The 24767-nt window shown below is 55.7% G+C and carries 20 protein-coding genes and 1 tRNA gene; 7 read left to right on the forward strand and 14 right to left on the reverse strand.

Annotated elements, in window-relative coordinates; translation table 11 throughout:
- Window positions 1-27: 27 nt before the first annotated feature.
- The 4 genes from IBT46_RS19715 to syd all read right to left on the reverse strand — a co-directional run bounded on the left by IBT46_RS19715 (window position 28) and on the right by syd (window position 2800).
- Entirely contained in the window at window positions 28-477 is a 450-nt protein-coding gene (locus IBT46_RS19715; protein ID WP_200547080.1) for a flavodoxin, read from the reverse strand.
- Window positions 478-492: 15 nt separating this feature from the next.
- A complete protein-coding gene (truC, locus tag IBT46_RS19720) occupies window positions 493-1272 on the reverse strand; it encodes a tRNA pseudouridine(65) synthase TruC (protein WP_200547044.1) in 780 nt (259 codons plus the stop codon).
- Window positions 1272-1598 (reverse strand): YqcC family protein, encoded by a 327-nt coding sequence (locus tag IBT46_RS19725; RefSeq protein ID WP_200547045.1) that lies wholly within the window; start codon window positions 1596-1598, stop codon window positions 1272-1274. The genes truC and IBT46_RS19725 overlap by 1 nt, the downstream gene beginning before the upstream one ends.
- A gap of 647 nt (window positions 1599-2245) precedes the next feature.
- Window positions 2246-2800, reverse strand: coding sequence for a SecY-interacting protein (syd, locus tag IBT46_RS19730; RefSeq protein WP_200547046.1), 555 nt, complete (start codon window positions 2798-2800; stop codon window positions 2246-2248).
- Between the two features lie 120 nt (window positions 2801-2920).
- On the opposite strand from syd, the gene queF reads away from it, so the two are divergent.
- The 3 genes from queF (at window position 2921) to xni (ending at window position 6098) form a co-directional block, all read left to right on the forward strand.
- The gene (gene queF / locus IBT46_RS19735; RefSeq protein ID WP_200547047.1) at window positions 2921-3766 is read left to right on the forward strand and encodes an NADPH-dependent 7-cyano-7-deazaguanine reductase QueF; all 846 of its coding nucleotides are present in this window, start codon (window positions 2921-2923) and stop codon (window positions 3764-3766) included.
- Between the two features lie 166 nt (window positions 3767-3932).
- A complete protein-coding gene (ppnN, locus tag IBT46_RS19740; RefSeq protein ID WP_200547048.1) occupies window positions 3933-5297 on the forward strand; it encodes a nucleotide 5'-monophosphate nucleosidase PpnN in 1365 nt (454 codons plus the stop codon).
- A gap of 39 nt (window positions 5298-5336) precedes the next feature.
- Window positions 5337-6098 (forward strand): flap endonuclease Xni, encoded by a 762-nt coding sequence (gene xni, locus IBT46_RS19745; protein WP_200547049.1) that lies wholly within the window; start codon window positions 5337-5339, stop codon window positions 6096-6098.
- A gap of 159 nt (window positions 6099-6257) precedes the next feature.
- Here the strand turns inward: xni and rlmM are convergent, their stop codons facing one another.
- The 4 genes from rlmM to IBT46_RS19765 form a co-directional block, all read right to left on the reverse strand.
- Window positions 6258-7358 (reverse strand): 23S rRNA (cytidine(2498)-2'-O)-methyltransferase RlmM, encoded by a 1101-nt coding sequence (rlmM, locus tag IBT46_RS19750; protein WP_200547050.1) that lies wholly within the window; start codon window positions 7356-7358, stop codon window positions 6258-6260.
- Entirely contained in the window at window positions 7351-7746 is a 396-nt protein-coding gene (locus IBT46_RS19755; protein ID WP_105593916.1) for a DUF423 domain-containing protein, read from the reverse strand. Before IBT46_RS19755 ends, rlmM begins: the two co-directional genes overlap by 8 nt.
- A gap of 48 nt (window positions 7747-7794) precedes the next feature.
- Window positions 7795-8712 carry a transcriptional regulator GcvA gene (locus IBT46_RS19760; protein ID WP_105593915.1) on the reverse strand — a complete coding sequence of 306 codons (918 nt, stop codon included), beginning with the start codon at window positions 8710-8712 and terminating at the stop codon, window positions 7795-7797.
- Window positions 8713-9062: 350 nt separating this feature from the next.
- Window positions 9063-9287, reverse strand: coding sequence for a YgdI/YgdR family lipoprotein (locus tag IBT46_RS19765; protein ID WP_200547051.1), 225 nt, complete (start codon window positions 9285-9287; stop codon window positions 9063-9065).
- A 224-nt stretch (window positions 9288-9511) separates the two neighbouring features.
- Here IBT46_RS19765 and csdA point away from each other — a divergent pair, with 224 nt between their 5' ends.
- Both csdA and csdE read left to right on the forward strand, forming a co-directional pair.
- Window positions 9512-10717 carry a cysteine desulfurase CsdA gene (gene csdA, locus IBT46_RS19770; RefSeq protein ID WP_200547052.1) on the forward strand — a complete coding sequence of 402 codons (1206 nt, stop codon included), beginning with the start codon at window positions 9512-9514 and terminating at the stop codon, window positions 10715-10717.
- Window positions 10718-10720: 3 nt separating this feature from the next.
- Window positions 10721-11161, forward strand: coding sequence for a cysteine desulfurase sulfur acceptor subunit CsdE (gene csdE / locus IBT46_RS19775; RefSeq protein ID WP_200547053.1), 441 nt, complete (start codon window positions 10721-10723; stop codon window positions 11159-11161).
- An 85-nt stretch (window positions 11162-11246) separates the two neighbouring features.
- Here csdE and tcdA read toward each other — a convergent pair whose 3' ends face one another.
- Both tcdA and mltA read right to left on the reverse strand, forming a co-directional pair.
- Window positions 11247-12050: a tRNA cyclic N6-threonylcarbamoyladenosine(37) synthase TcdA gene (tcdA, locus tag IBT46_RS19780; protein WP_200547054.1), complete on the reverse strand. Its 804-nt coding sequence runs from the start codon at window positions 12048-12050 to the stop codon at window positions 11247-11249.
- Window positions 12051-12101: 51 nt separating this feature from the next.
- Window positions 12102-13250 carry a murein transglycosylase A gene (mltA, locus tag IBT46_RS19785; protein WP_200547055.1) on the reverse strand — a complete coding sequence of 383 codons (1149 nt, stop codon included), beginning with the start codon at window positions 13248-13250 and terminating at the stop codon, window positions 12102-12104.
- 204 nt (window positions 13251-13454) lie between these two features.
- On the opposite strand from mltA, the gene IBT46_RS19790 reads away from it, so the two are divergent.
- A tRNA-Met gene (locus IBT46_RS19790) sits at window positions 13455-13531 on the forward strand.
- Window positions 13532-13613: 82 nt separating this feature from the next.
- Here the strand turns inward: IBT46_RS19790 and amiC are convergent.
- Window positions 13614-14858, reverse strand: coding sequence for an N-acetylmuramoyl-L-alanine amidase AmiC (gene amiC, locus IBT46_RS19795; RefSeq protein WP_200547056.1), 1245 nt, complete (start codon window positions 14856-14858; stop codon window positions 13614-13616).
- A gap of 213 nt (window positions 14859-15071) precedes the next feature.
- Between amiC and argA the strand changes: the two genes are divergently transcribed.
- Window positions 15072-16445 carry an amino-acid N-acetyltransferase gene (gene argA, locus IBT46_RS19800; protein ID WP_200547057.1) on the forward strand — a complete coding sequence of 458 codons (1374 nt, stop codon included), beginning with the start codon at window positions 15072-15074 and terminating at the stop codon, window positions 16443-16445.
- Window positions 16446-16462: 17 nt separating this feature from the next.
- On the opposite strand, the gene recD is transcribed toward argA, so the two are convergent.
- The 3 genes from recD to ptrA are packed head-to-tail and all read right to left on the reverse strand — an operon-like array spanning window position 16463 to window position 24707.
- Window positions 16463-18292, reverse strand: a complete 1830-nt coding sequence (recD, locus tag IBT46_RS19805; protein ID WP_200547058.1) for an exodeoxyribonuclease V subunit alpha — start codon at window positions 18290-18292, stop codon at window positions 16463-16465.
- A complete protein-coding gene (gene recB / locus IBT46_RS19810) occupies window positions 18289-21825 on the reverse strand; it encodes an exodeoxyribonuclease V subunit beta (protein ID WP_200547059.1) in 3537 nt (1178 codons plus the stop codon). The genes recD and recB overlap by 4 nt, the downstream gene beginning before the upstream one ends.
- Complete coding sequence (gene ptrA / locus IBT46_RS19815; RefSeq protein ID WP_200547060.1) at window positions 21822-24707, reverse strand: pitrilysin; 2886 nt, start codon at window positions 24705-24707, stop codon at window positions 21822-21824. The genes recB and ptrA overlap by 4 nt, the downstream gene beginning before the upstream one ends.
- Window positions 24708-24767 lie beyond the last annotated feature (60 nt).

The following is a 24767-nucleotide window of genomic DNA, read 5'->3' on the forward strand; positions in this document are numbered from 1 at the left end:
CCGGCAGGGCCGCCCTGTGAGCATTGATTAGCTAATCAGTTTAGCCCACTGCTCCACCCACGGCGAGGTCACTTCTTCCGGCTCCGGGTTTTCTCCGGCGTCCACCAGCAGCATATCACCCACGCGGACGGCACTTTGTTCCTGCAGCAGGGCGTCAAATTTCTTGCCCGCACCGCAGAAATCGTCGTAGCTGCTGTCACCCAGCGCAATAACGCCGTAGCGCAGGGTTGGCTGGTAGCCGAGGTTATCTTTAATACCATGGAATAAGGATGCGATACTGTCCGGCAAATCACCCTGCCCGGTTGTGGAGGTAATCACCAGCGCAACCTGTCCTTCATAGCGCTTCCAGTCATCCAGTTTAGGATCTTCAAAAATCTTCACCTGGTGACCGGCTTCCGCCAGCAGCGGCTCTGCTTCTTCAGCCACCAACAGCGCGTTGCCGTATACCGTACCAACAAAAATGCCTACCTCAGCCATCATTCTCTCCGGATGCTAAATTTGCCCACTATCCTGCGGGGTTTCCTCGTTTAACTCAACCCTGGGAACCTCAGGGAGACAATTCTGCCAGCCAAACTGCTGCATTGCCCGCTGCCAGACTCCGTCCAACCCGGCACGCAGTTCAAGCGGCTCACCCGTCACCGGATGGATAAGCTGCAGTTTACTCGCATGCAGCATCAGTCGGTTCATGCCAAAATGCTCTGCTGCACTGCGGTTCTGCTTTAAGTCACCGTGCGCACTGTCGCCAATAATCGGATGTCGCAGATGAGTCATATGGCGACGAAGCTGGTGTTTACGGCCGGTCTGCGGCAGCATTTCCACCAGTGAATAGCGCGAGCTGGGGTAGCGGCTGACCGGTACCGGCTGTTCGGTGGTTGCCACACCGCGCCAGTGCGTTGTGGCGGGCTGCGGCGCTTTATCCGGCTGGCTAAATTTATCGGCAATTTTATCCAGCTCTTCGGTCAGGGGATAATCCAGCAGTTCATCCCCTTCCAGCCAGCCGCGCACCACGGCATGATAGGTTTTCTGGATTTGATGCTGTTCAAACTGCTGCGACAGCAGGCGGGCCGTTTCGCTCGACAGTGCCATCAACAGAACACCGGAGGTAGGACGATCGAGCCGATGAACGGTGTAAACGTGCTGACCAATTTGATCGCGCACCGTCTGCATCACAAATACCGTTTCGTGGCGATCCAGCCAGCTACGGTGCACCAGCCAGCCTGAAGGCTTATTGACGGCCACCAGCCAGCTGTCCTGATAGATAATTTCCAGCATTAGTTCGGTGACTCAAACAGCTGGTCAATGGCATTCAGACAGTGCAGCAGCTTAGCGCGCTGTGGAATGTCGCCTTCCAGTGCCACTTCATAATAAGGTGCGATCGCCAGCGTTACCGGCAGAGGCGCTCCTGCATCCAGCAGTGCCTGCATGCGCGGCAGGAAAATCCATTGCAGCCACTGCGTTGGGGTCATGGTATCCACACAGAAGGGTTCTACGCTGGCAAAAGCCTCGCTATTAGGGGCAAATGACTGCCAAAGGCCACAGGACTTAAGCTGCTGCTCAATAGCCTGCAAACGTTCCTGAACTTCGAGTTCACGGCTCATGATTCACCTCTTAAAAATGTGCCAGGAAAAGGGCGCAAAGCATATATCTATCGCGGTCAGAGCCGCAACTCCCGCCATCACGTTAAGATTAGACGCTTCCCCCTGAAAAACAGGCATAAAAAAAGGGAGCACTGTAAAAACAGTGCTCCCGGTTCGTTTGCAGCTATCCTGCTACCTTAATGCTCCCTGCTCATCCTTGAAAACTTTTCCCTGCGCTATCCTGAGCGAATGCCTTCCTGGCAATAATCCTTTCATATCCTTAACCACCGCCATCCTGTGCGGCTCACATTCTCCGTCCTGGAGGTGTCCCTTACCTCATCCTGAGCTGTCCTCGCTTCATCTGTGAAGCCTTTCCCTGCATCATCATCCCGATGGGTCCCACTCGTTCCATGAGCACATCATCCTGACGTTAATCTCGATGTTCTGAGTGTCCTTCGTGATGGCGATAAGTTTGCCAGACTGAGATAAGCAAACAAGATACCTGTGAGCCCTTTTTCATCGCTTGAATGGAGAAACCTCAAGGGGAAATCCATAACATCATGATACGTATGAATTTTGATTTTATGTTGCATGAAATATCTGGGCGATCCATAGCGATCTCTTACATCTTATGTAAGACATCTCTCACAAAACAGATCGCTACAGTCTTAATCGGCTGGAGTAAGGGGTTGTAAATAAGTAAGAAAACTCTCAATAGAAGACGCTATTACCTGCTTTTTCTGTGTGCCTAACTGCTCAATGATGACCTCACCGCTAAGGTTACATACCGAGACCACTTCCAGCTCAGATTCAGTGGTAGCGATAAATAAAGTCGGCGAATGCTTCAGACGACGCTTCATCACCAGATGACCAATCAGGTTTTCCTGAACGCGGGTAAAGTCATCTTCGCTCCATACCTGAATTAAAGACAGTGCCTTTCCGTCATAAGTTCCGGCCATATCACCGGCAAATTGTGCGGTATAGAACGCCGCCACATCGGGCTGAAGTTGAATATCCAGCGCGCGCTCAACCGCATCCAGATTTTTTGCCAGCGTGAAGGGCTGGGGCAACCACCACACTTCATCTTCATGGGTCGCCACAATGCACGGCGAAGGGATACCGTAGAGTTCGCCGCTGGCTGGCGCATGGCCAGTCTGCTGCTGCCACTGCTCACAGTAGCGTCGGGTAAAATCGTTTAATGCCTGGGTGGTTTGTTCAATCATTCTTTTTTCACTCTTTCCTGGCTGAGGTACACTAGCGCCCACTATTGCCCGGAGCACCTCCGGACGGATGACCGACGAATTCGCAACAGCGCCTGCCAGTACGGGCGATAAGGTAACACGATGTCTAGCTACAACAATCATCAGGCACTTGAGGGCCTGACGCTGGGTAAACCAACAGAATACCACGACAGCTACCAGCCTGCGCTGCTGCAGGCGGTTCCGCGCAGCCTGAATCGTGAACCTCTGGGGTTATATCCTGATAACCTGCCTTTTAGCGGCGCAGATATCTGGACGCTGTATGAATTGTCCTGGCTAAACAGCAAGGGCCTGCCGCAGGTTGCCGTCGGGGAAGTTTCACTGTCGGCAGACAGTGTCAATCTGATCGAATCCAAGAGCTTCAAACTGTACCTTAACAGCTTTAACCAGACTCCGTTCAGCGACTGGGGAGAAGTCCGCCGTACGCTGGAGCGCGATCTCAGCGCCTGCGCCGAGGGCGAAGTCAGCGTGGCGCTATTCCGACTGCACGAAATTGAAGGCCAGCCAATCGGCCACTTTGACGGCCACTGTATTGATGAGCAGGACATCGTCATCGACAGCTATGAATTTAACGCCGACTACCTGCGTGATGCCACCGATGGTGAGATTGTTGAAGAACAGCTGGTCAGCCATCTGCTGAAATCAAACTGCCTGATCACCAACCAGCCGGACTGGGGATCGGTACAAATCAGCTATCGTGGTCCACGCATTCAGCGGGAAGCACTGCTGCGCTACCTGGTCTCCTTCCGCCACCACAATGAGTTTCACGAACAGTGCGTTGAGCGCATTTTCAGCGATATTCTGCGCTTCTGCCAGCCGGAAGCGCTGAGCGTTTATGCTCGCTATACCCGGCGCGGTGGATTGGATATTAACCCATGGCGAACCAATGCCGATTTTAAGCCTGGCCGGTCGCGGCTGGTGCGGCAGTAATTGTGAAGTTGAGCACGTATCCTGTTGTTAAACATCATCAGACAGGGCTAATCTGAAGGGAGGCAGCAGCTTAGCTGCCCAGGATTATGACCAGGGTGGCCGTGATGTATCCTGTCGCGGCTGCCGTGGAGTTACCGCTCACCCTGGCGGGTGTAAAGGAGTTCAATTGATTACACAAATCAGCCCACTCGGCTCAATGGATCTGCTGTCCCAACTGGAAGTCGATATGCTGAAGCGCACGGCCAGCAGCGATCTCTACCAGCTGTTCCGTAACTGCTCTCTTGCCGTACTTAACTCCGGAAGCCAGACCGACAGCAGCCAGGAGTTACTCGCCCGTTTTGAAAGTTTCGATATCAACGTGCTGCGCCGCGAGCGCGGTGTAAAGCTGGAACTGATTAATCCCCCTGAAGATGCCTTCGTTGACGGGCGACTGATCCGCTCACTGCAGGCCAACCTGTTTGCCGTGCTGCGCGATATTCTTTTTGTTAACGGACAAATTGATAATGCCGGGCGTTCGCAGCAGCTGAACACGGAAAACTCCATGCATATCACCAATCTGGTGTTCTCAATTCTGCGCAACGCGCGTGCGCTGCACGTCGGGGAAGAGCCGAATACCGTGGTGTGCTGGGGCGGCCATTCGATCAACGCCGTGGAATACCAGTATTGCCGCAGCGTCGGCGCTCAGCTTGGCCTGCGCGAGTTAAATATCTGTACCGGCTGCGGACCTGGCGTGATGGAAGCTCCGATGAAGGGCGCCGCGGTCGGCCATGCGCAGCAGCGCTATAAAGAAGGCCGCTTTATCGGTATGACTGAGCCGTCGATTATTGCCGCCGAGCCGCCAAACCCGCTGGTTAATGAGCTGATTATTATGCCGGATATCGAAAAACGCCTGGAAGCGTTTGTCCGTATCGCGCACGGTATCCTGATCTTCCCGGGCGGGGTAGGAACGGCGGAAGAGCTGCTTTACCTGCTGGGTATTCTGATGAATCCGCACAACCACGATCAGGTGCTGCCGCTGATCCTGACCGGGCCGAAAGAGAGCGCCGATTACTTCCGCGTGCTGGATGAATTTATCGTCACCACGCTGGGCGAGCAGGCGCGCAAGCACTACAGCATCATCATTGATGATGCGGCTGAAGTCGCACGGCAGATGAAAAAAGCAATGCCAAAGGTGAAAGAGTATCGTCGTGAAACCGGTGATGCCTACAGTTTTAACTGGGCACTGCGCATTGCACCGGACCTTCAGATCCCGTTCGTCCCCAGCCACGAAAACATGGCTAACCTGAACCTCTATCCCGATCAGCCCGCAGAGCAGCTTGCGGCCGCACTGCGCCGGGCTTTTTCCGGTATTGTTGCGGGCAACGTCAAGGATGTGGGGATTCGCGCAATTAAAGAGAATGGCCCGTATAAACTGCACGGCGACCCTCAGCTTATGCACCGTATGGATGAGCTCCTGCAGGGCTTCGTTGCCCAGCAGCGCATGAAGCTACCGGGCAGCGCCTATGTCCCCTGCTACGAAATCATTAAGTAACCCTGCGAGCGGCCCGCGGGCCGCTCAGGACTCTTGTTTATGTCTGTTCACCTGTTAATTATCGATGCGCTGAATCTGATTCGGCGCATTCACGCGGTTCAGGGATCGCCCTGCCAGGAAGCCTGCCTGAATGCCGTTCGCCAACTGCTGCTGCACAGTCAGCCCACCCACGCCGTAGCGGTGTTTGACGATGAAGATCGCCAGGAAAGCTGGCGGCATCAACTGCTGCCGGATTACAAAGCCGGGCGTTCACCGATGCCTGATTCACTGCGTGATGAGATGCCGCTACTGCGGGCTGCGTTTGCCAGCGTGGGCATTGCCAGCTGGCACTCTGCCGGAGATGAAGCCGACGATCTTGCCGCCACGCTGGCCAGCAAAATCGCCTCCGCCGGTCACCAGGCAACGATTGTTTCTACTGATAAAGGCTACTGCCAGCTGCTGGCACCGCAGATCATGATCCGCGACTACTTCCAGAAACGCTGGCTGGACGTGCCGTTTATTGCCGCCGAGTTTGGCGTAGCTCCTACGCAGCTGACCGACTACTGGGGGCTGGCTGGGATCGGCAGCAGCAAGATCCCTGGCGTTGCCGGGATCGGCGGGAAAAGTGCGACACAGCTGCTACAGCAGTTCGGCAGCCTGGCAGAGATCTATCGGCAGATTGATGCCGTGCCCGATAAGTGGCGTAATAAATTGATTGAGCATCAGGAGATGGCCGGGATCTGCAAGCAGGTGGCCACGCTGAGAACCGATTTGCAGCTGGAAGGTAACCTGAAGGAGCTAAGGCTACCCGTCAGAAGTTAAGCGCTGGCTTACAGCTGGTTGGCTGCAAGCGCACCGGAGAGCATTTGTCCTGAAACAGCTGCGCTCCTGAGTTATGCACGTTTGAGACGGGTAAACTCAATGCCTGCCGTAACGTTACGGCAGGCAAATTCGACATGATGCCTCAGGCTATAAAATCAATCAGCGCTCGTCGCGGCGGCCCGGAATGGCGCTCCAGATACGACGAATATGCACCGTCACCTCTTCACGATCGTGATACAGCTGGCGTGCCTGAATCTGGGCATTGATCCCTTCAGCCTTCAGCTTTTCTTCAATCATCGCCAGATTCTGCGAGACTTCTTCATAGCGCTTTTTCATCGGCAGCTTGAGATTGAAAATGGCTTCCCGGCACCAGCCGTTCAACAGCCAGTCAACCATCAGATTGGCCACGCGCACCGGTTTTTCTACCATGTCGCAGACCAGCCAGTAGTTATTGTTACGAGTTGGGCGGTACTTGAAACCGTCCTCACGCTGGTGGAAAACCTGCCCGGTATCCATCAGGCTCGGTGCCATCGGGCCGTTATCCACCGCATTCACCATCATGCTGCGTTTCACCAGCTGATAGGTCCAGCCACCCGGGCAAGCGCCCAGATCGACCGCCCACATTCCGCTGGCCAGGCGCTCATCCCATTCGTCAGCAGGAATAAAGACGTGGAAGGCTTCTTCCAGCTTCAGGGTAGAACGGCTTGGCGCATCCGACGGGAACTTAAGGCGCGGAATGCCCATAAAGAACGGTGAGTTGTTATGCGACAGCGAGTAACCAACGTAGCAATAGCCCGGCGCGATAAAGAACACGTGCACTACCGGGCGCTTAGCGCTCTCGTAGTTCAGCAGTACACCGGCCTTACGCAGGCTGGCACGCAGCGGTACGGTGAACTTACGGCAGAACTTCAGCAGCTCTTTACTGGCGTTGGTATCCGGCACCTCGACCCGCAGATCCCCGCCTTTTTCCACCGCGCCGGTCAGCATGCCGACCACGGGAGTAATACGATCTTCCTGCGGCAGATCGCGCAGCAGCTCACCCACCACGATCATCTGGCGAGCGAAGATCAGCTGGCTGAACTGCAGCTCATTGATCAGCTTTTCCGCTTCGCCCTGCTGATAGCACTCAAACAGCACATAAGCGGAATCTTCTTTCACCCGGGCGAAGCCATACACTTCCCGCTCGGCGGCCTTTGCCGTGATTTCCGCGGCACACTCTTTCTCAAAACCCTGACGGCAATAGAGTAAAACTTTATTCATGGCGTTCTGCCTTTTTGTTAAGACGCAGTGCGCCAATCAACATCAAAATCCAACCGACCAGGAAGCAGGTGCCGCCAATCGGTGTAACGTATACCCAGACCTTCAGGTGTGACAGCGCCAGGCAATACAGGCTGCCGCTGAACAGCACCGTGCCCAGCGCCAAAAAAGCACTGCTCCAGTAGAACCAGATATTGGCACGGCGCAGCATCGCAGCCCCCATGCCGAGTATTGCCAGGGTATGAAACGCCTGGTATTCCAGGCCCGTTTTCATCCATGACATCTCTATCGCCCCCAGGGACTTACTTAATACGTGGGAACCAAACGCCCCAAGCGCGACGAAAAAGAGGCCACTAATCGCTGAAAAGATCAGCATTGCACGACTGGACATTCGGTAGTTCCTCACTCAAACCTGCGGTGATTGCCGCGTTCTGGCTGCTTATTGCTCATAGCGAAAACGAAATTTTTCCTGTTCGCTCGCCGCTTTCGCCAGTATCCATTGCCGGAAGGCGGCTATTTTACCCAGTTCTGCCTGACTGTCATGACAAACCAGATAAAAAGCATTTTTACTGACTAATACATCGTTAAACGGGCAAACCAGGCGGCCCGCTTCAATTTCACTCTGCGCCATCACGTTATTCGCCAGCGCTACGCCCTGCCCATGAATAGCGGCCTGAAGCACCATGGCGCTGTGACTAAAAATGGGTCCCTGCTGTACGTTAATGGCATTCAACCCCAGCTGCCGCGTGTAGGCCTGCCAGTCCCGGCGCGAGGCATCGTGCAGCAGTGTGTGATTGCTCAGTACGGCGGGTGACGTCAGCGGATGTTCACCGGTTAACAGCTGCGGTGAACACACCGGCAGCAGATACTCCGCATACAGTTTTTCCACCCGCAGCCCAGGCCAATTGCCGCGACCGTAGAAAATCGCCACATCAACATCGTCGGCCAGTTTCTCTTCATCGCGATCCACCGCCTGGATACGCACATCAATCCCCGGATAAGCTGAGTTAAAGCTGGTCAGCCTCGGAACCAGCCACTGAATGGCGAAACTCGGCAGCAGGCTGACGGTTAATGCACCTTTGGCACTGCGCGCCTGAAGCTTGCGGGTGGCATCATTCAGTGCGGTAAAAATCTCTTTAATATCGAGGTAATAGCTCTGCCCTTCTTCGGTCAGCAGCAGCGAACGGTTACGGCGGCGGAACAGCTTCAGCCCAAGAAAATCCTCTAAAGACTTAATTTGATGGCTAACGGCGGCCTGGGTAACAAAAAGTTCTTCTGCGGCTTTGGTGAAGCTGAGATGACGCGCGGCAGCGTCAAAAACACGCAACGCATTAAGCGGTGGTAAACGTTTAGACATGGTAGATGGGCACTTTTGATTCACAGCCTGAAGTTACTTTGCAACACAGAGTAACGTATTAGTTTTTTTTATCCGAGACATTATAATTTGTCCGTTGAGGAACTACCAGCAAATACCTATAGTTGCCGCACTTCCTGAGCCGGAACGAAAAGTGTTTTGGAGTTTCGCGTTAACACGCTGAATTTTGAGGGCTTTTGGCTTGTGGTCGTGATGTTGTGTTTGCAATTGACCTGACTATTTTAAGGTCTGGTAGCTCCGCTACCGTTTATTCCTGTAGATTTACCCTGTCTGTCCATAGTGATTTTTACAGCACCGCAAATTGCGGTGCTTTTTTTATTGCAGGGCAAAAATTACTGCCCCATCTCGGCCATCTCTTTCACATCGGAGCGATTGATCTGCTGCTTGTTGCCATTAGCATCTTTGTAGCTGATCATACCGGTATCGTCATCAACAGAGGGTTTACCCTCGGCGACAATCGTGCGTCCGTCATTGGTGTGCATCACATAGTTACTTGAACAAGCAGCCAGAGTGAATACCATTGCACCTGCGGCCAGAACTGCGGCTAATTTTTTCATCTTTATCTCCTTGCAGATTGTAATGCGAGAAACTACCCGCAGAACGACTTGTAAACCGACAAATGACGATAAAATAAACTGACAAGACGGTTCTCTTATGCGGGTAATAGCTTAAAGCATGCAATATTCAGCATAACCCGCTTTCTCAGCTTTGCCAGGAAACCGCGATTTTTTAAGCCTTATCCTAATTGAATCCACTAGCCCGCAGGGTTAATGAGGAGTGTATGAAGTCATTTACCCCGCAGCAGTTCCGCCAGCAGTTTCCTGCGCTCAATGAAACCGGCTGCTACCTTGACAGCGCCGCCACCGCCCTGAAACCCCAGGCGGTTATTGCGGCAACGGAAGAGTTTTATCGCCTGAGCGCTGGTACCGTCCACCGCAGCCAGTTTGCCGCAGCACGGCGTTTGACCGAACGTTACGAAAATGCGCGGGGCCAGGTGGCTGATCTGCTTAACGCTGCCGACGCTAACAGCATCATCTGGACAAAAGGCACCACTGAAGCCATCAACCTCGTTGCCCAGAGCTATTTGCGCCCCCGACTACAACCGGGAGACGAGATCCTCGTCAGCGAGTCAGAGCATCATGCCAACCTGGTCCCCTGGCTGATGGTGGCAGAGCAGACCGGCGCAAAGGTGGTGAAGTGGCCAATTGGCCCGGACCGCCTGCCGGATATGGCGCAGCTTCCCGCACTGCTTAGCCCGCGCACTCGCCTGCTGGCCATCGGGCAGATGTCGAACGTGACCGGCGGCTGCCCGGACCTGGCGACAATCATTCCCCTCGCCCATGCGGCTGGAGCCAAAGTGATGGTCGACGGTGCACAGGGTGTCGTTCACTGTCCGCCGGATGTTCAGGCTCTTGATATTGATTTCTATGCGTTTTCCGGCCATAAGCTGTATGGCCCAATGGGCATCGGTGCGCTGTACGGAAAACCCGACCTGCTGGCGGAGATGTCCCCGTGGCAGGGCGGCGGAAAAATGCTCACCACCGTCAGCTTTGACGGCTTTACGCCGCAGGCCGTGCCCTGGCGTTTTGAACCCGGCACGCCAAACGTCGCCGGAGTCGTCGGCCTGAGTGCGGCGCTGGAGTGGCTGGATGGCATTGATGTTGCTGCGGCTGAGCGCTGGTCCTGCGATCTGGCTGATTTAGCGGAAGCACGGCTCGCTTCACTGCCGGGTTTTCGCAGCTTCCGCAGCAGCGGTTCCAGCCTGCTGGCTTTTGATATTGCCGGCGTGCATCACAGCGATGTGGTGACTCTGCTGGCGGAAAGCGGTATTGCCCTGCGGTCCGGCCAGCACTGTGCTCAGCCTTTACTGGCGGCGCTGGGCGTCAGTGGTACACTGCGCGCTTCATTTGCCCCCTATAATACGTTTTCCGATGTGGACGCGCTGACTGCGGCCATGACCACCGCCCTGACACTACTGGCAGACTGATTAATGAGTACAGAAACGCTTGCGCCACATCCTTTTGGCACCCAGATTACCGCCGCCTCCCTGCTTGAGCAGTTCTCCACCTTCAAACAGTGGGAAGATCGCTACCGTCAGCTGATTCTGTTAGGCAAGCAGCTTCCCGCTCTGCCGGAAGCCCTGAAAACCAGCAGCATTGAACTTAGCGGCTGCGAAAATCGCGTCTGGCTGGGGCATCAGCGCGCGGCCGACGGCAGGCTGCATTTTTACGGCGACAGTGAAGGCAGGATCGTGCGCGGTTTGCTGGCGGTACTGCTTACCGCCGTGGAAGGAAAAACTCAGGAAGAACTGTTGCAGAACGATCCGCTTGAGCTGTTCAGCCAGCTGGGACTGAAAGATCAACTCAGTTCCTCACGCAGTGCCGGGCTTCAGGCACTGGCCGATGCAGCGATCGGCGCGGCGAAGGAATAAAGATAAAATGGGCTTTCCGGCGTCATCGGGTTGGACAGTATCAGCTTTGGAACATCCCGCCCTCTGATCGATAGAGCCGGGCACGCTATTCCGCGCGTTCGGCCTTCGCCATCATTTTTTTCAGCGCGTGCGAGACCGCAACGAAGCCGAAAGTGGCCGTCACCATCGTCGCCGCACCAAACCCGGCGGAGCAGTCCATACGCTTTGGCCCCTCGGCGGTAGTGCGCGAGGCACAGACCGAACCATCCGGCTGTGGATACTTCAGCGCCTCGGTGGAAAAAACACAGTCGATGCCAAGCTTGCCTTTACTGCCTTTGACGATATTAAAGTCGCTTTTCAGCCGCTCACGCAGCTTGGCGGCCAGCGGGTCCTGAATGGTTTTCGCCAGATCGGCAACCTGGATCTGCGTTGGATCGATCTGCCCACCCGCGCCGCCGGTGGTCACCAGCGGCACTTTATTACGGCGGCACCAGGCCAGCAGCGCCGCTTTGGGCCTGACGCTGTCAATGGCATCAATCACATAGCTGAACCCCTGCCCCATCAACGCGGCGGTATTGTCCGGTGTAATAAAGTCATCAACGCAGGTCACTCGACATTCCGGATTGATCTCCAGAATTCGTTCCGCCATCACCTCGGTTTTTGCCTTACCGACATTATCCTTTAGCGCGTGGATCTGACGATTGGTATTGGTCACGCAAACATCATCCATATCAATCAGGGTAATCGCGCCGATACCGGTACGCGCCAGGGCTTCTGCCGCCCAGGAGCCAACGCCACCAATGCCGACCACGCACACATGGGCGTCGGCAAACAGCTGCAGCGCGGACTGACCGTACAGGCGTGCCGTACCGCCAAAACGTTGCAGCCAGGCGTCAGATAAAGCAGTCATTTATTCATCCTCGATAAAAACGTCGGGCCGGCAATCCGGCCCGTGATGGGTTTACTGGCTAACCAGTAACGAACCCTGAGTGCGATTTTGCGTGGAGGCAGAAGAGAACAGCGGCATACCGGTTCCCGGCGCGGCTTTCAGCACCCAGACGCGACCATAGTGATTATACCACCCCGCCATATGTCCGGCTTCCGGGCCAATGCCCTGGTACATATCAAAATGCTGCCCTTTAATTGCGCCGCCGACATCCAGCGACACCATCATACGCATCTCATATTTTCCGGTGAACTTACCGTTGTTGTCCAGCAGCGGGATCTCAGCCAGCAGTGCAGTACCCGGCGGGATCAGCGAACGGTCGGCTGCCACAGAGGCCTTCGCAATCAGCGGAACGGCGCTGGCTCCGCGGACTGGTGCAAAATTTTCCGGCTTAAAGAAGACAAACGAAGGATTCTGCTCCAGCAGTTCACGCACCTGTTCCGGGCTATGTTCCTCGCCCCACTGGCGGATGGCCTGCATCGACATATCTTCACGCTTCACCTCACCGCGATCGATCAGCACCTTACCGATACTGCGGTAGGCGTGACCGTTCTTGCCGCCGTAGCCAAAGAACATCAGCGGACGGCCGTCACCGTAGTCAACATAGCCGCTGCCCTGCACGTCCATAATAAAGTTATCCATCAGCGAATTACTCCAGGCCGCAATATAGCGATCTCCGAGCGCGCCACTGTAGATCTGCGCCCGGCTGGGCAGCTTACCCTTGCCGCGCGGCGGCATACGGTAAAGAGGATACTGGAATTCCCCCTGACGCGTATAACGAGCCTGAACGACCGGCGTGTAATAACCGGTAAACTGCACGTTGCCGTAGTTATCTGCCCCTTCCATCTGGTAGGCATCAAGGCCGAACTGGCGCAGCTGGCGAGTATCACCACCGGCCATCAGCCAGCTCTGAATCGCGCTGTAGGTGCCGGACTGGCGTGAATACATGCCGGAAGAGGTTGAGCGAATCTGTGAAACCTGGTCGGCAAAGTCTTTGCCGTTAACCGGGCGTCCTTTGGCATTGGGCTGATTGACCAGAGCCAGCGGCTGATCCAGCTTACCGTCCTTATACTGCTGACCGCGATCGGTCGGTTTTGACGAACATCCAACCAGCAACGCCATCAGCGTACCGGTCACCAGATATTTAGCCCAATGTCCTTTCATCCTTTATCTACCTTTATGCAGAAACCCAGCGCGAAGATAGCAAAGCCACTGACATAATTAAATGCGCCATCGGCTGTAGCGCTCTGATTTGTGCAACATTTCACCACACGGTTCAAATAATGAGTGGAAGGCACGTTTTTTCCCATTTATCGTAAAAAATGGGTTGCAAGAAAAACCATGCGGCGTATAGTGCGCATCCACGGACGCGGGATGGAGCAGCCTGGTAGCTCGTCGGGCTCATAACCCGAAGGTCGTCGGTTCGAATCCGGCTCCCGCAACCAATCAAACACCCTTCAGGGTGTTTTTTTGTATCTGTAGTTTGTTCGCTGATATAAAGCGGACGGTTTCCCCGCCCACTCTTCTCTACTTATGCGGACTCAGCGATGCGCCGTTTGCAAAGTAAGCCTTAATCCCGGCAAAAATCGACTCCGCCACCTGCTGCTGAAAATGCGCGGTACGCAGCTTGCGCTCTTCTTCTATATTGCTGATAAACGCCGTCTCAACCAGTATTGACGGAATATCCGGTGCTTTGAGTACCGCGAATCCGGCCTGATCGACGCTGCGTTTATGCAGATGGTTCACCTTTCCCATTCGAGACAGCACCTCTTTACCAAACTTCAGGCTGTCGTTAATTGTCAAGCTCTGGACCATATCAAACATTGTATGGTCCAGATAGCGATCGCCGCTCATGCTGACGCCGCCAATTAAATCCGATTCGTTTTGGGTTTGCGCCAGATAACGCGCGGCGGTGCTGGTAGCCCCTTTGGTCGACAGGGCAAAAACCGACGACCCGCGAGCAGCGCGGCTGGTAAACGCATCGGCGTGGATCGAGACAAACAGATCCGCACGCTGCTTACGCGCTTTCGCCACCCGCACCTTCAGCGGGATAAACACATCTTCATTACGCGTCATATAAGCACGCATGTTCGGGTGTTTATCGATTAGCGCTTTCAGGCGGCGGCCAATTTTCAGCACCACATCCTTCTCGCGGGTTTTATGCTTGCCGACCGCACCGGAATCTTCCCCACCGTGCCCGGGGTCAATCATAATCACGATGGGCCGGTCTTTCCCGGCCTTACCCGGCAGCGGTGCCGCGGCGGGCTGGCTGCGTTCCAGCTCGCCCTGATTGTAATCTTCCAGTAATGCCAGCAGCGGATCATCATCGTGCGACTGTTTAATCGGGTAAAGATCCAACACCAGGCGGTTTTTGATCCCGGCAACCGGTGCCAGCGTAAAGGTCTTGGGCGAGACGTTTTGCTTCAGTTCCAGCACCAGGCGTACGGTGCTGGCATCAAACTGGCCCACGCGGGCATTTTTGATATAGGGGTCGTCCTGACGCACCAGATTGCCGACACCGTTCAGCGTACGATTGAGCTGGATATTTTCAATATCGATCACCACGCGATCGGGATTACTGAGCGCGAACTGCTTATACTTCAGTGGGATATTAGACTCAATGGTCAGGCGAGAATAGGTTGATGATGGCCAGATGCGGATCGCCACAACATGGCCGCCGGCAGCCATACCTGCCCGGCTGACGCTGAGCAGCAATACGGCACCCGCTCCCTGTAAAAGCCGTCGTCGGTTGAGGGATGTTGAATCGGTCATGCCACTCCAGTTGCTGTGAATTGATTAATAAAAAGACAAACGTTCGTTTTTTGCAAAAACTTTAGCGAATCCCTTAACCTGTGTCACCCCAAAAAAGCGATTAAATGCAGCACATTAGCTTGAGCAAAAATCAGTACTGGGTGATAACTAAGGAAAAATGCCACTTGCGCCCGAAGCAATAAAAGAATAAAAATACACATTTACCGAATAATAATGCAAAGAGGGTTTGCCGTGAAGGAACGTAGTACCGAGCTGGTTCAGGGTTTTCGCCATACCGTTCCCTATATCAATGCCCACCGTGGTAAGACGTTTGTCATTATGCTGGGTGGTGAAGCCATCGAGCATGAGAACTTCTCAAGCATCGTTAACGATATTGGTCTGCTGCATAGCCTGGGCATCCGCCTGGTGGTGGTTTACGGGGCCAGACCGCAGATCGATGCCAACCTCTCCGAGCGAAATCTCGAGCCTGTTTATCACAAGCATACCCGCGTAACGGACGCACAATCGCTGGAGCTGGTCAAACAGGCCGCCGGCCGGCTGCAGCTGGATATTACCGCTCGCCTGTCGATGAGCCTGAACAATACTCCGCTGCAGGGCGCGCATATTAATGTAGTCAGCGGCAACTTTATTATCGCCCAGCCTTTGGGCGTGGATGACGGGGTGGACTACTGCCACAGCGGCCGTATTCGCCGCATTGATGAAGAAGCGATCCACCGTCAGCTGGACAGTGGTGCCATCGTGCTAATGGGCCCGGTGGCGGTTTCCGTTACCGGCGAAAGCTTTAACCTGACCTCTGAAGAGGTGGCAACCCAGCTGGCGATTAAGCTGAAAGCGGAGAAAATGATCGGTTTCTGCTCCGAGCAGGGTGTCACCAACAGCAGCGGCGATATTGTCTCCGAACTGTTCCCGAATGAAGCGCAGCAGCGCATTGAAGAGCTGGAAAACGACCAGGATTACCATTCCGGCACCGTACGTTTTCTGCGCGGCGCGGTAAAGGCCTGCCGCAGCGGCGTGCGCCGCAGCCACCTGATCAGCTATCAGGAAGACGGTGCCCTGCTGCAGGAGCTGTTCTCTCGTGACGGTATTGGTACGCAGATTGTGATGGAGAGCGCCGAGCAGATCCGTCGCGCCACCATTAACGATATTGGCGGCATCCTTGAGCTCATCCGTCCGCTGGAGCAGCAGGGTATTCTGGTGCGCCGCTCACGTGAACAGCTGGAAATGGAAATCGACAAATTCACCATTATCGAGCGTGATAACCTGACTATCGGCTGCGCCGCGCTTTATCCATTCCCGGAAGAGCAGATTGGCGAAATGGCCTGCGTTGCCGTTCACCCGGATTACCGCAGTTCATCACGCGGCGAGGCGCTGCTTGAGCGTATCGCGCTACAGGCTCGCCAGATGGGGCTGAAGAAGCTGTTCGTGTTGACCACGCGCAGCATCCACTGGTTCCAGGAGCGCGGCTTCCAGCCGGTGGATGTGGAACTGCTGCCGAGCAGTAAGAAAGAGATGTACAACTATCAGCGCCGTTCCAAGGTGCTGATGGTGGATCTCCGGGAAAACAGCGTGCACGTGCGCCAGAGCTAACTGGCGCCGCGCTATTTTTACAATCGCTCCACCAAACCACTTCGGCGCTGGGTACGCATTTTCACCGCGCTGTTAAAAACGCGGGTATCAGCGTACAGCGTCAGCTGGCGCTTAGCGCGGGTAATGCCGGTATACACCAGCTCGCGGGTTAATACCGGCATCACCTGATTAGGCAGCACCATCAGCGTGTGCTCAAACTCTGACCCCTGAGATTTATGCACCGTCATCGCATACGCGGTGTCGTGCGGCGGCAGTCGGCTGGGCTGCACCGCTTTGATGGAGCCATCCGGCAGCGGGAAAAAGACCTTCAGCGCCTGCTCACCATCCAGCATTGCAATGCCGATATCACCGTTAAACAACCCCAGCAAGCGATCGTTGCGGGCAATCATCACCGGCCTGCCAACATACCATTTACCGTTTGCCAGCGTACCGCGACGAATCAGTCCGGCCTGGCGTAGCGTAGTTTCGATACGTTCATTCAGGCCGCTAACGCCGAATGGCCCCTCGCGCAGTGCGCACAAAAGCTGAAAGCGCCCAAATGCCGACAGCACGTCAGCAGGGGAATCCCCTGCGGCAAGCCGCGAGAGATAATCACGGTAGCCTGTCGCACAGTCGTTAAGCAGCTGCTGGTACTCTTCGCTGCTGCTTAAACCGTGCCGGCGGATATCGCTAAACTCACCGCCAAACACGGCGTCTGCCCTTTTTACATCCCCGGCATTCACCGCCATCGCCAGCTGGCCGATTCCCGAAGATTCGGTAAAGCGGTAACTTTTACGCAGCAGACAAATCGCATCGCGGACCGGCGGAGCGGCTTGATCCTCATTCCCCGTCACCTCACAGCCGGTGAGCCGGGCGAGTTCAGCGGCACGCGCCGGGCTGTAGCCAAATTCGGCGCACCGACAGATATCACCCAGTACGGCTCCCGCCTCTACGGAGGCCAGCTGATCGCGATCGCCAAGGAAGATAATCCGCGCCTGCGGCGGCAGCGCGGCAATCAGATTCGCCAGCATCGGCAGATCGACCATCGATGCCTCATCGACGACCAGCACATCCAGATGCAGCGGATTACCGGCATGGTAGCGCATGCGCTGGCTGCCGGGCAGCGCGCCCAGCAGGCGGTGCAGCGTTGTCGCCTCCACAGGAAAGCGTTTCAGTACCGCATCGTCCAGCGCCAGCTGTTGCAGCGTTTTGCCCAGTGACTCAGTAAGACGTGCCGCGGCCTTGCCGGTCGGAGCCGCCAGTTCTATCCGCGGAGAACCCGGGTAAAGCTCAATCAGACAGGCCAGCAGTTTAGCCACCGTGGTGGTTTTACCCGTGCCCGGACCGCCGGAGATCACGGCAACCCGTCGGGTGATGGCAACCGCTGCCGCAATTTTCTGCCAGTCTTCCGGCTGCTGACCGAAATAACGATCCAGCGTGATACGCAGCGCCGCGTCATCAACGGGTAAGGGCTGCTGCTGACGATGAATAAATTCCACCACTTCACCTTCACTCTGCCACATGCGGTGCAGGTAGAGCCGCTGCTGTTGCAGCACCAGCGGCGTGGCGCGCGAGCCATCGCTCACGGCGGAACTCTCCGACAGCAGCTGATGCCAGTTCGTCGGTGAACCGGCAGCCTGCCAGATAGCCTGCGCCAGTTCAGGGTGACGCCCGTCAAACATCTCGTCAGGATGCAGCAGCTCAAGAGGCAGACAAACGTGCCCTTCCCCGGCATCACGGCTGACTAAAGCCGCTACCAGCATCAGTGCGGGCTGATGTTCACCGGCTACCATCAGCGCAAACTGCACGTCCAGGGTGCGCAGCAGGCGCTGGCGACACGCCAGCTGCAGGTGCTCGATTAGCGTCATGCTTCACTCTCCACTTCGGCAGCAAACAGCAGGTCGAGCGCGTTGACAAAGTCTGCCTGTGGCCGGGTACTAAAGATGCCGTTACTTCCTTCCGTACCGTCCAGGCCTCGCAGGAAAAGATAGATTACGCCACCAAAGTGTTGTTCATAGTCATAACCGGCAAGACGCTGCCTGAGGTAGCGATGCAGCGCCAGGCTATAGAGCTGATACTGTAAATCGTAGCGATGAGACTGCATCGCCTGCGCCATCGCTTCCCGGGTATAGGCGCTGCTCTCCTCCCCCAGCCAGTTCGACTTATAGTCGAGCAGGTAATATTTCCCCTGCCAGCAAAACACCAGATCGATAAACCCTTTCAGCATGCCGCGGACCTGATAAAAATCGAGGGGCGGACAACCGGCGGATAGCGGGTCCTGCCGCACCAGTCGATCCAGATCCTCAGCGGTGAGCAGGCGGGAAATCGGCAGATAAAATTGCAGCTCCACCCGGCACGTATCCGGTGAAAGCTGATTCAGGCTAACGCCACTGTCGTTGAGCGGGGTTTGCAAAATGCGCTGCATCCATTCCGTCATTGTCGGCAGCCAGGCCATATCCAGCCCCTCGGCACTGAGCCGTTCTGCCAGCCACTGCTCATCAAGCGGCGCTGAAAAGTCCAGCGATTCAAACAGACTGTGCAGGAATGTACCCGGTGCTGCCCCGCGCGGGAAGGTATGCGGCGTCAGCTGCGGCAGTAGAGAATCCTGCGCCTCACCGGCGGCATCCACATCCAGCCGAGGCAAAAGATCCAGCGCCGCTGCGTGGCCGTGCTGCTGTAAACCTGAATAGCTGGTCACCCGCCAGTCGTCATGCAGCGAACGCGTCAGCTGCTGGCTGCTCAGGACTAACTGGCCTTCCACCTCCGGCTGCCACAGCTCAGCTTCCGTCAGCGGCTCGGCAGCCAGAGCGGTATGATCGCTTTCCATCTCTGCCAGCAGGGTATGCAGCGTTGCGGCGTCGGCCTCCTCGCCGCGCTGGATAAGATATCCCGGCGCGCTGTGATGCAGGTCGCTGTTGCCCTCTTTCTTGCGCGTACCTTTAATCAGCGGCGCTATCCCGACGCTACAGTGATAAATCGAACGCGTCAGCGCCACGTAAAGCAGGCGCAAATCTTCGGCCAGGCGTTCTTCTTCTGCCAGGCGGGCGCTCTCCTCATCCTGCTGTAAATCCAGCAGCGCCTCGAAAGTCTGCCTGTCATGATAGATACCGTTTTCCGCCGCACGGTAGTTAGAGACGAACGGCAGCCAGACCAGCGGATACTGCAGGCCTTTCGATTTGTGAATAGTCACAATCTGCACCAGATGGCGATCGCTCTCCAGCCGCAGCTGCTGATTAGCCACCTGGCCGTCGGGCTGCACAACCTGCTGCGCCAGCCAGCGTACCAGCGCATGCTCGCTGTCCAGTGCGGTTGCCGCCTCCTGCAATAATTCACCCAAATGCAGCAGATCGGTCAGACGGCGTTCACCACTGTCGGATGCCAGCAAATTCTCGGCGATTTGCCGCCGCATCATCAGATCGCGCAGCATCGGCAGCACGCCCCGTTTCAGCCAGCGCTGACGGTAACGATCGAACTCATCGACCAGCTCATCCCATGCACGCTCATCGCGGCTCAGGGCATCCAGCGTTAGCGCATCAAGTCCAAACAGGCTACTGGCCAGTGCGCTGCGCAAAATACGCTCCTGCTCGGGTGCCAGCACGGCCTGGAGCAGCAGCAGGACTTCGCGTGCTTCCGGTGTGGTAAATACGCTATCGCGGTTGGAAAGATAGACGGAGGGAATAGCCAGGCGATTCAGCGTTTCACGCATCACGGCCGCTTCGCTGCGGCTGCGCACCAGAATGGTAATATCTGAAGCCTGTAGCGGTTTAAGGTGCGGCATTTTTCCGATCAGCGCCAGCCCCTGCTGCCCCGCGGTCAGCCAGCGGCAGATTTCCGTCGCACACTGCTGCGCCATATAGTGCTGATAATCAGCCACTCCCACACCGTCGCCAGGCTGCAGCCAGAACTTCAGCGCGGGCTGCTCCACACCGTCCACACTGAAGCTCAGAGAATGGTTGGGTTCCGCCGGGCTGACCTCAATAAACGGGATTTCCTGGAATACAAACGGGGCAGGATGACGCTGAAACAGCTGATTGACGCTGGCCACCATCGCCGGTGACGAACGCCAGTTCGTTTCAAGAGTATAGTGGGCACTGACTTCAGCCCGCGCCCTCATATAGGTAAAGATATCTGCGCCACGAAAGGCATAGATCGCCTGTTTCGGGTCGCCAATCAGCAGCAGAGCACTATCGGCCTGCCCCACATAGAGCGTCTGAAAAATTCGATACTGCTGCGGATCGGTATCCTGAAACTCATCGATCAGAGCGACAGGGAAGCGCTGACGTACGGCAGCAGCTAACAGGTCGCCGCCGGGCTGTTGTAAGGCTGCATCGAAACGGCCAAGTAGATCGTCAAATCCTAACTGCGCGTGCAGGCGTTTTTCCTGACGGGTGACGGTACGGATTTCGTCCAGCGCACGGGCAATAATCAGGTCGCGCAGCGTGCGGGGTTGTGCCAGGAAAGTATCAATCTGTTCAAAGAGCGGATGAACGGGAGCGACACCTTTTTTCGTTTTTTCCACCAGCACCCGCTGGCCGAAGCGTTCGAGATCTTTTGCCACGTCATAATCAAGCGTTTCGCTTTGCGCCCACTGGGTAATTTTATTCAGCCAGTTAGGTAAGTGCTTACTGTTGTAGCTACGTCTGTCGATACCTGACGCGTCAATCAACTCAAACAGATTTCCCGCCGCCAGCCACGCCTGCTTCAGCGCAGCGATCTGGCCGATAATCGCCTCGTGTCGCTGTACCAGCGTTTCTTCCGGGTTTGGTGCTGACTTCAGCGAGGGCGCCTCGCCCCCCAGCCAGGGCGACAGGTCCTTGAGCAGCTGCTCAGGCCCATCCCACAGTTGGCGAACAACACGGGCAACCGACAGCGGCAGCGGATAGCAGTGGCGCCGCCAGAAATCCGCCGCTGCACGGCGGCGCAGCGGCGTTTCATCTTCAATCAGCTGCTGTTCGAACAGCATGCCGGATTCAAAGGCATTCAGATTGAGCATCCGCTGACAGAAACCGTGAATGGTAAAGATACCGGCTTCATCCATCTGCCGCTCGGCCGCCAGCAGTACTGATGCAGCCTGCCGCAGATCGGGAATTTGCTCAATCAACGCTTGCAGCATCGGATCACGGCTTTCACCACGCACACAGTCGATACGCAGCGCGTGGATGTTTTCACGAATACGCCCGCGAAGCTCGGCGGTAGCGGCCTCGGTAAAGGTCACCACCAGAATCTCCTCCACCGACAGCGGACGGCTGAATGCAGATTCTCCGCCTAATCCCAGCAGCAGTCGCAGATAAAGCAGGCCGATGGTAAAGGTTTTTCCCGTACCCGCCGATGCTTCAATCAACCGCTCGCCGTGCAGCGGCAGGGTTAACGCATTCAGTCCTTCGGCAACCTGCTGACTCATGGTTTATCCTGGCTCACCGGGAACGACTGTTGCAGGGTAGACAGATTTTTCCAGGTCTTCCAGCCTGCCGGAGCCGCATAGTCCGCCTTACCGTGATGGCTGCCGGAAATCTGCGATAGCAGTGCCAGACCGGTTGGTGCGATAACCGCCTGATGGAAGAAATCAGCAATGCCATCCGGCGTCAGCGCCTGAATCTGCGCAATCACTTTTTCGCGCGTATCGAACTGATAATTTTCGCGATTAAAATCTTTGCTGTAACGACCGGCTTCTTCATCCAGCGTCTGCGGACGCTGTTTCAGCTCGTTGATCATCGCCGCCTGATACTGGGCAAAATCCTCTTTGCTCAGCGCACGCAGGCGCTTCTCGGCGGAAGGATAAAATGCCTCGAAGCGCTGCAGCAGATAGGCAGGCTGCTTGACGTTACTTTGCAACAGGAAGCCAATGCCCCACTGACGCCCTACCGGCATCTGGAAGGCAAACACCGCGTAGCCAAGCTGCTCTTCGGTACGCAGCTGGTTGTAGAACCAAGGCTGGATAATCTGGCTCAGCATGCTACTGCTGGCCATACTTTGATGTTCATCAAAGCCAACCGGCACGTAGACCGCCGCCAGCGCCGAGTCCGTGCTGCTTCCCGCCTTCTGCAGGTTAGCCAGCGCCTTTTTATCCACTTTAATAAATTCACTGTGCCACCAGCTGTGACCTTCACAGTTCAGCTGTTGTCTGACCTGTTCAGCCAGATTGTTTACCGCCTCAGGTGTCATATTGCCGACAACCAGCAGCTCGGGCGTGGACTGCTCCAACAGCATTTTACGGTAGTCCAGTAACTGCTTCAGGGTGATAGCAGGCAGTAACTTACGGCGCTCGCTACGCTGGGTGTAAGGCAGACGTGAAAGCAGCTGCGCAGGCTGGATAGCCAGTTCAAATGCTTTGCCTTTTTCCGCCGAGTCCAGGCGCTCCAGATACCACGATTTGGCCTGTTCCAGCTGTTGTTCCGTCGGCGTGAAGCTGGCATACCCTTCCAGCAGCTGCTTCATCAACTTCGGCAGGCGCTGCGTAAAGCCGCTGGCGCTGAACGTCACGCCATCATCTTCCCCGGTGGAAAAACTAATGCCGCCGACCGATGCCTGCGAACTCAGTTCATCCAGCGCCACGCCGGCCAGATAATCATTAAGAGCGAACAGCACCTGGTTCTGTGCGCTGTCCACCGCCGCTTTATTACGCAGCGCCAGGGTGATATTGGCCTTAGGCTCATCAGCATAGTACTGGCTGGGCATGTAGAAGACCCGCAGCCCGGGCTGATTGAGCAGTTCCTCCGGACGTTCATACTTCTTATCCTGCTTGATCAGGCTGAAGTCGTCAGGAATGTACGGGTTGAGCACCGGCAGAGACAGGGTTATTTTGTCGCTCTCTGCCTGCCATTGACTGAACCTTTCGCTGCTGATTTTATCCACCTGATAAGGCGCATCAACGAAGTAGGCCGTTTTGTTATGTGGTTCATTCGGGCTGATAAACCAAATGCGGGCATTCTGCGGGGTCATTCCCTCAAGGCGCGCTTTAATAGCCTGAGGATCGTAGCGGTCTGCGATGTAAGGTGCATCCAGCACATCGGCAACCGGCACGCGAAGCATGGTATCCACCAGCCATTCGATGTAGTCCATATCGCGGGTGATGGAGGGATAACGGAAATCCAGGTCCAGCACGTGCGCCACTTCATCAAAGTAACTTTTATCGATGCCCTGCGTACGTAAGGTGTTCAGATAGCTGAAGACTGCGGCGATAACTTCATCACGATTGGCCTGGCCTTTATCCGTCAGCGAGACGGAAATCGAGAATACCCCACCGTTGCGGTCGATAACCGGATCGGCACCGGCACTGATAGAGTCAGCCAGCCCACGGCTTTGCAGCCAGTCTGATAAGGTGTTTTTGCTGCGGTTGCCAATCAGATAACCAATAAGCGTATCGGTTTTACTGCGGAACTCGGCGCTGTTGTTATCAATGCGGAACTCAATGCGCAGCTGCTTGCGCGGCTGTGCAGGGACATTGTGAATGATGATGCCTTTCTGCTTATCGGTGACCACCGGCACGGTGATATCCGGCACCGTCGCCTGACGGTTTTCGACGCGGCCAAAGGTTTCGGCGGCTATTTTTTCCAGCTCGGGCAACGGTTTATTACTGTAGATCACCGCTTTCATCAAATTGGCTGAGTAATAACGATGATAAAACGCCTTCAGGGCATCGTGCAGTTTACTGCCCGGCTTATCGCGCAGGGTTTCCAGATTCCCGCCGGAAAAGCGTGAGCTGGGATGTTCAGGGTTTAGCGTTTCAGCACCAACCTGTGCCATACGCAGGCCGTCACGGGATCGCGCCATGGTCAGTTCGGCGTTGACCGCATTACGTTCGCGATCGGCATTGACCGGGTCGAGCAGCGGTTCGGCAATGGCGTCGGCCAGCCTGTCGGCAGCCGGTTGCAGCGCATCGTTCTCCACTTCCAGATAAAACGCCGTACGATAGGATGCGGTACTGGCGTTGTGGCTACCCCCGTGCTTTTTCAAAAATTCGGCGAGGTTATCCGGCTGCGGGTAACGCTTTGACCCCATCAGCACCATGTGCTCAAGATAGTGTGCCAGGCCAAGCTGATCGGTGGGATTTTCCAGCGATCCGACCGGCAGCGCCAGTGCGGCCAGCGACTTTGTGGCCTTGTCATCGGAAACCAGCAAAACGGTCATGCCGTTATCCAGGCGGATTGCCTTGTACTGACGAGGGTCTTTTTCACTTTTACGAATAATGTCTGTGACCGGTTGCCATCCGGTTTCTGCCTGCGTCAGCGGGCTGAACAGGGCGAAAAAGACAAAGTAAACTAACCAGACTGCATAACGACGCATTCAAACTCCCTCAATTTTGCTGGTGTTTAATTGTTATAAAATAACACTACAGGAGATCAT

The sequence above is a fragment of the Erwinia sp. S38 genome, assembly GCF_016624545.1.
Classification (GTDB): domain Bacteria; phylum Pseudomonadota; class Gammaproteobacteria; order Enterobacterales; family Enterobacteriaceae; genus Erwinia; species Erwinia coffeiphila.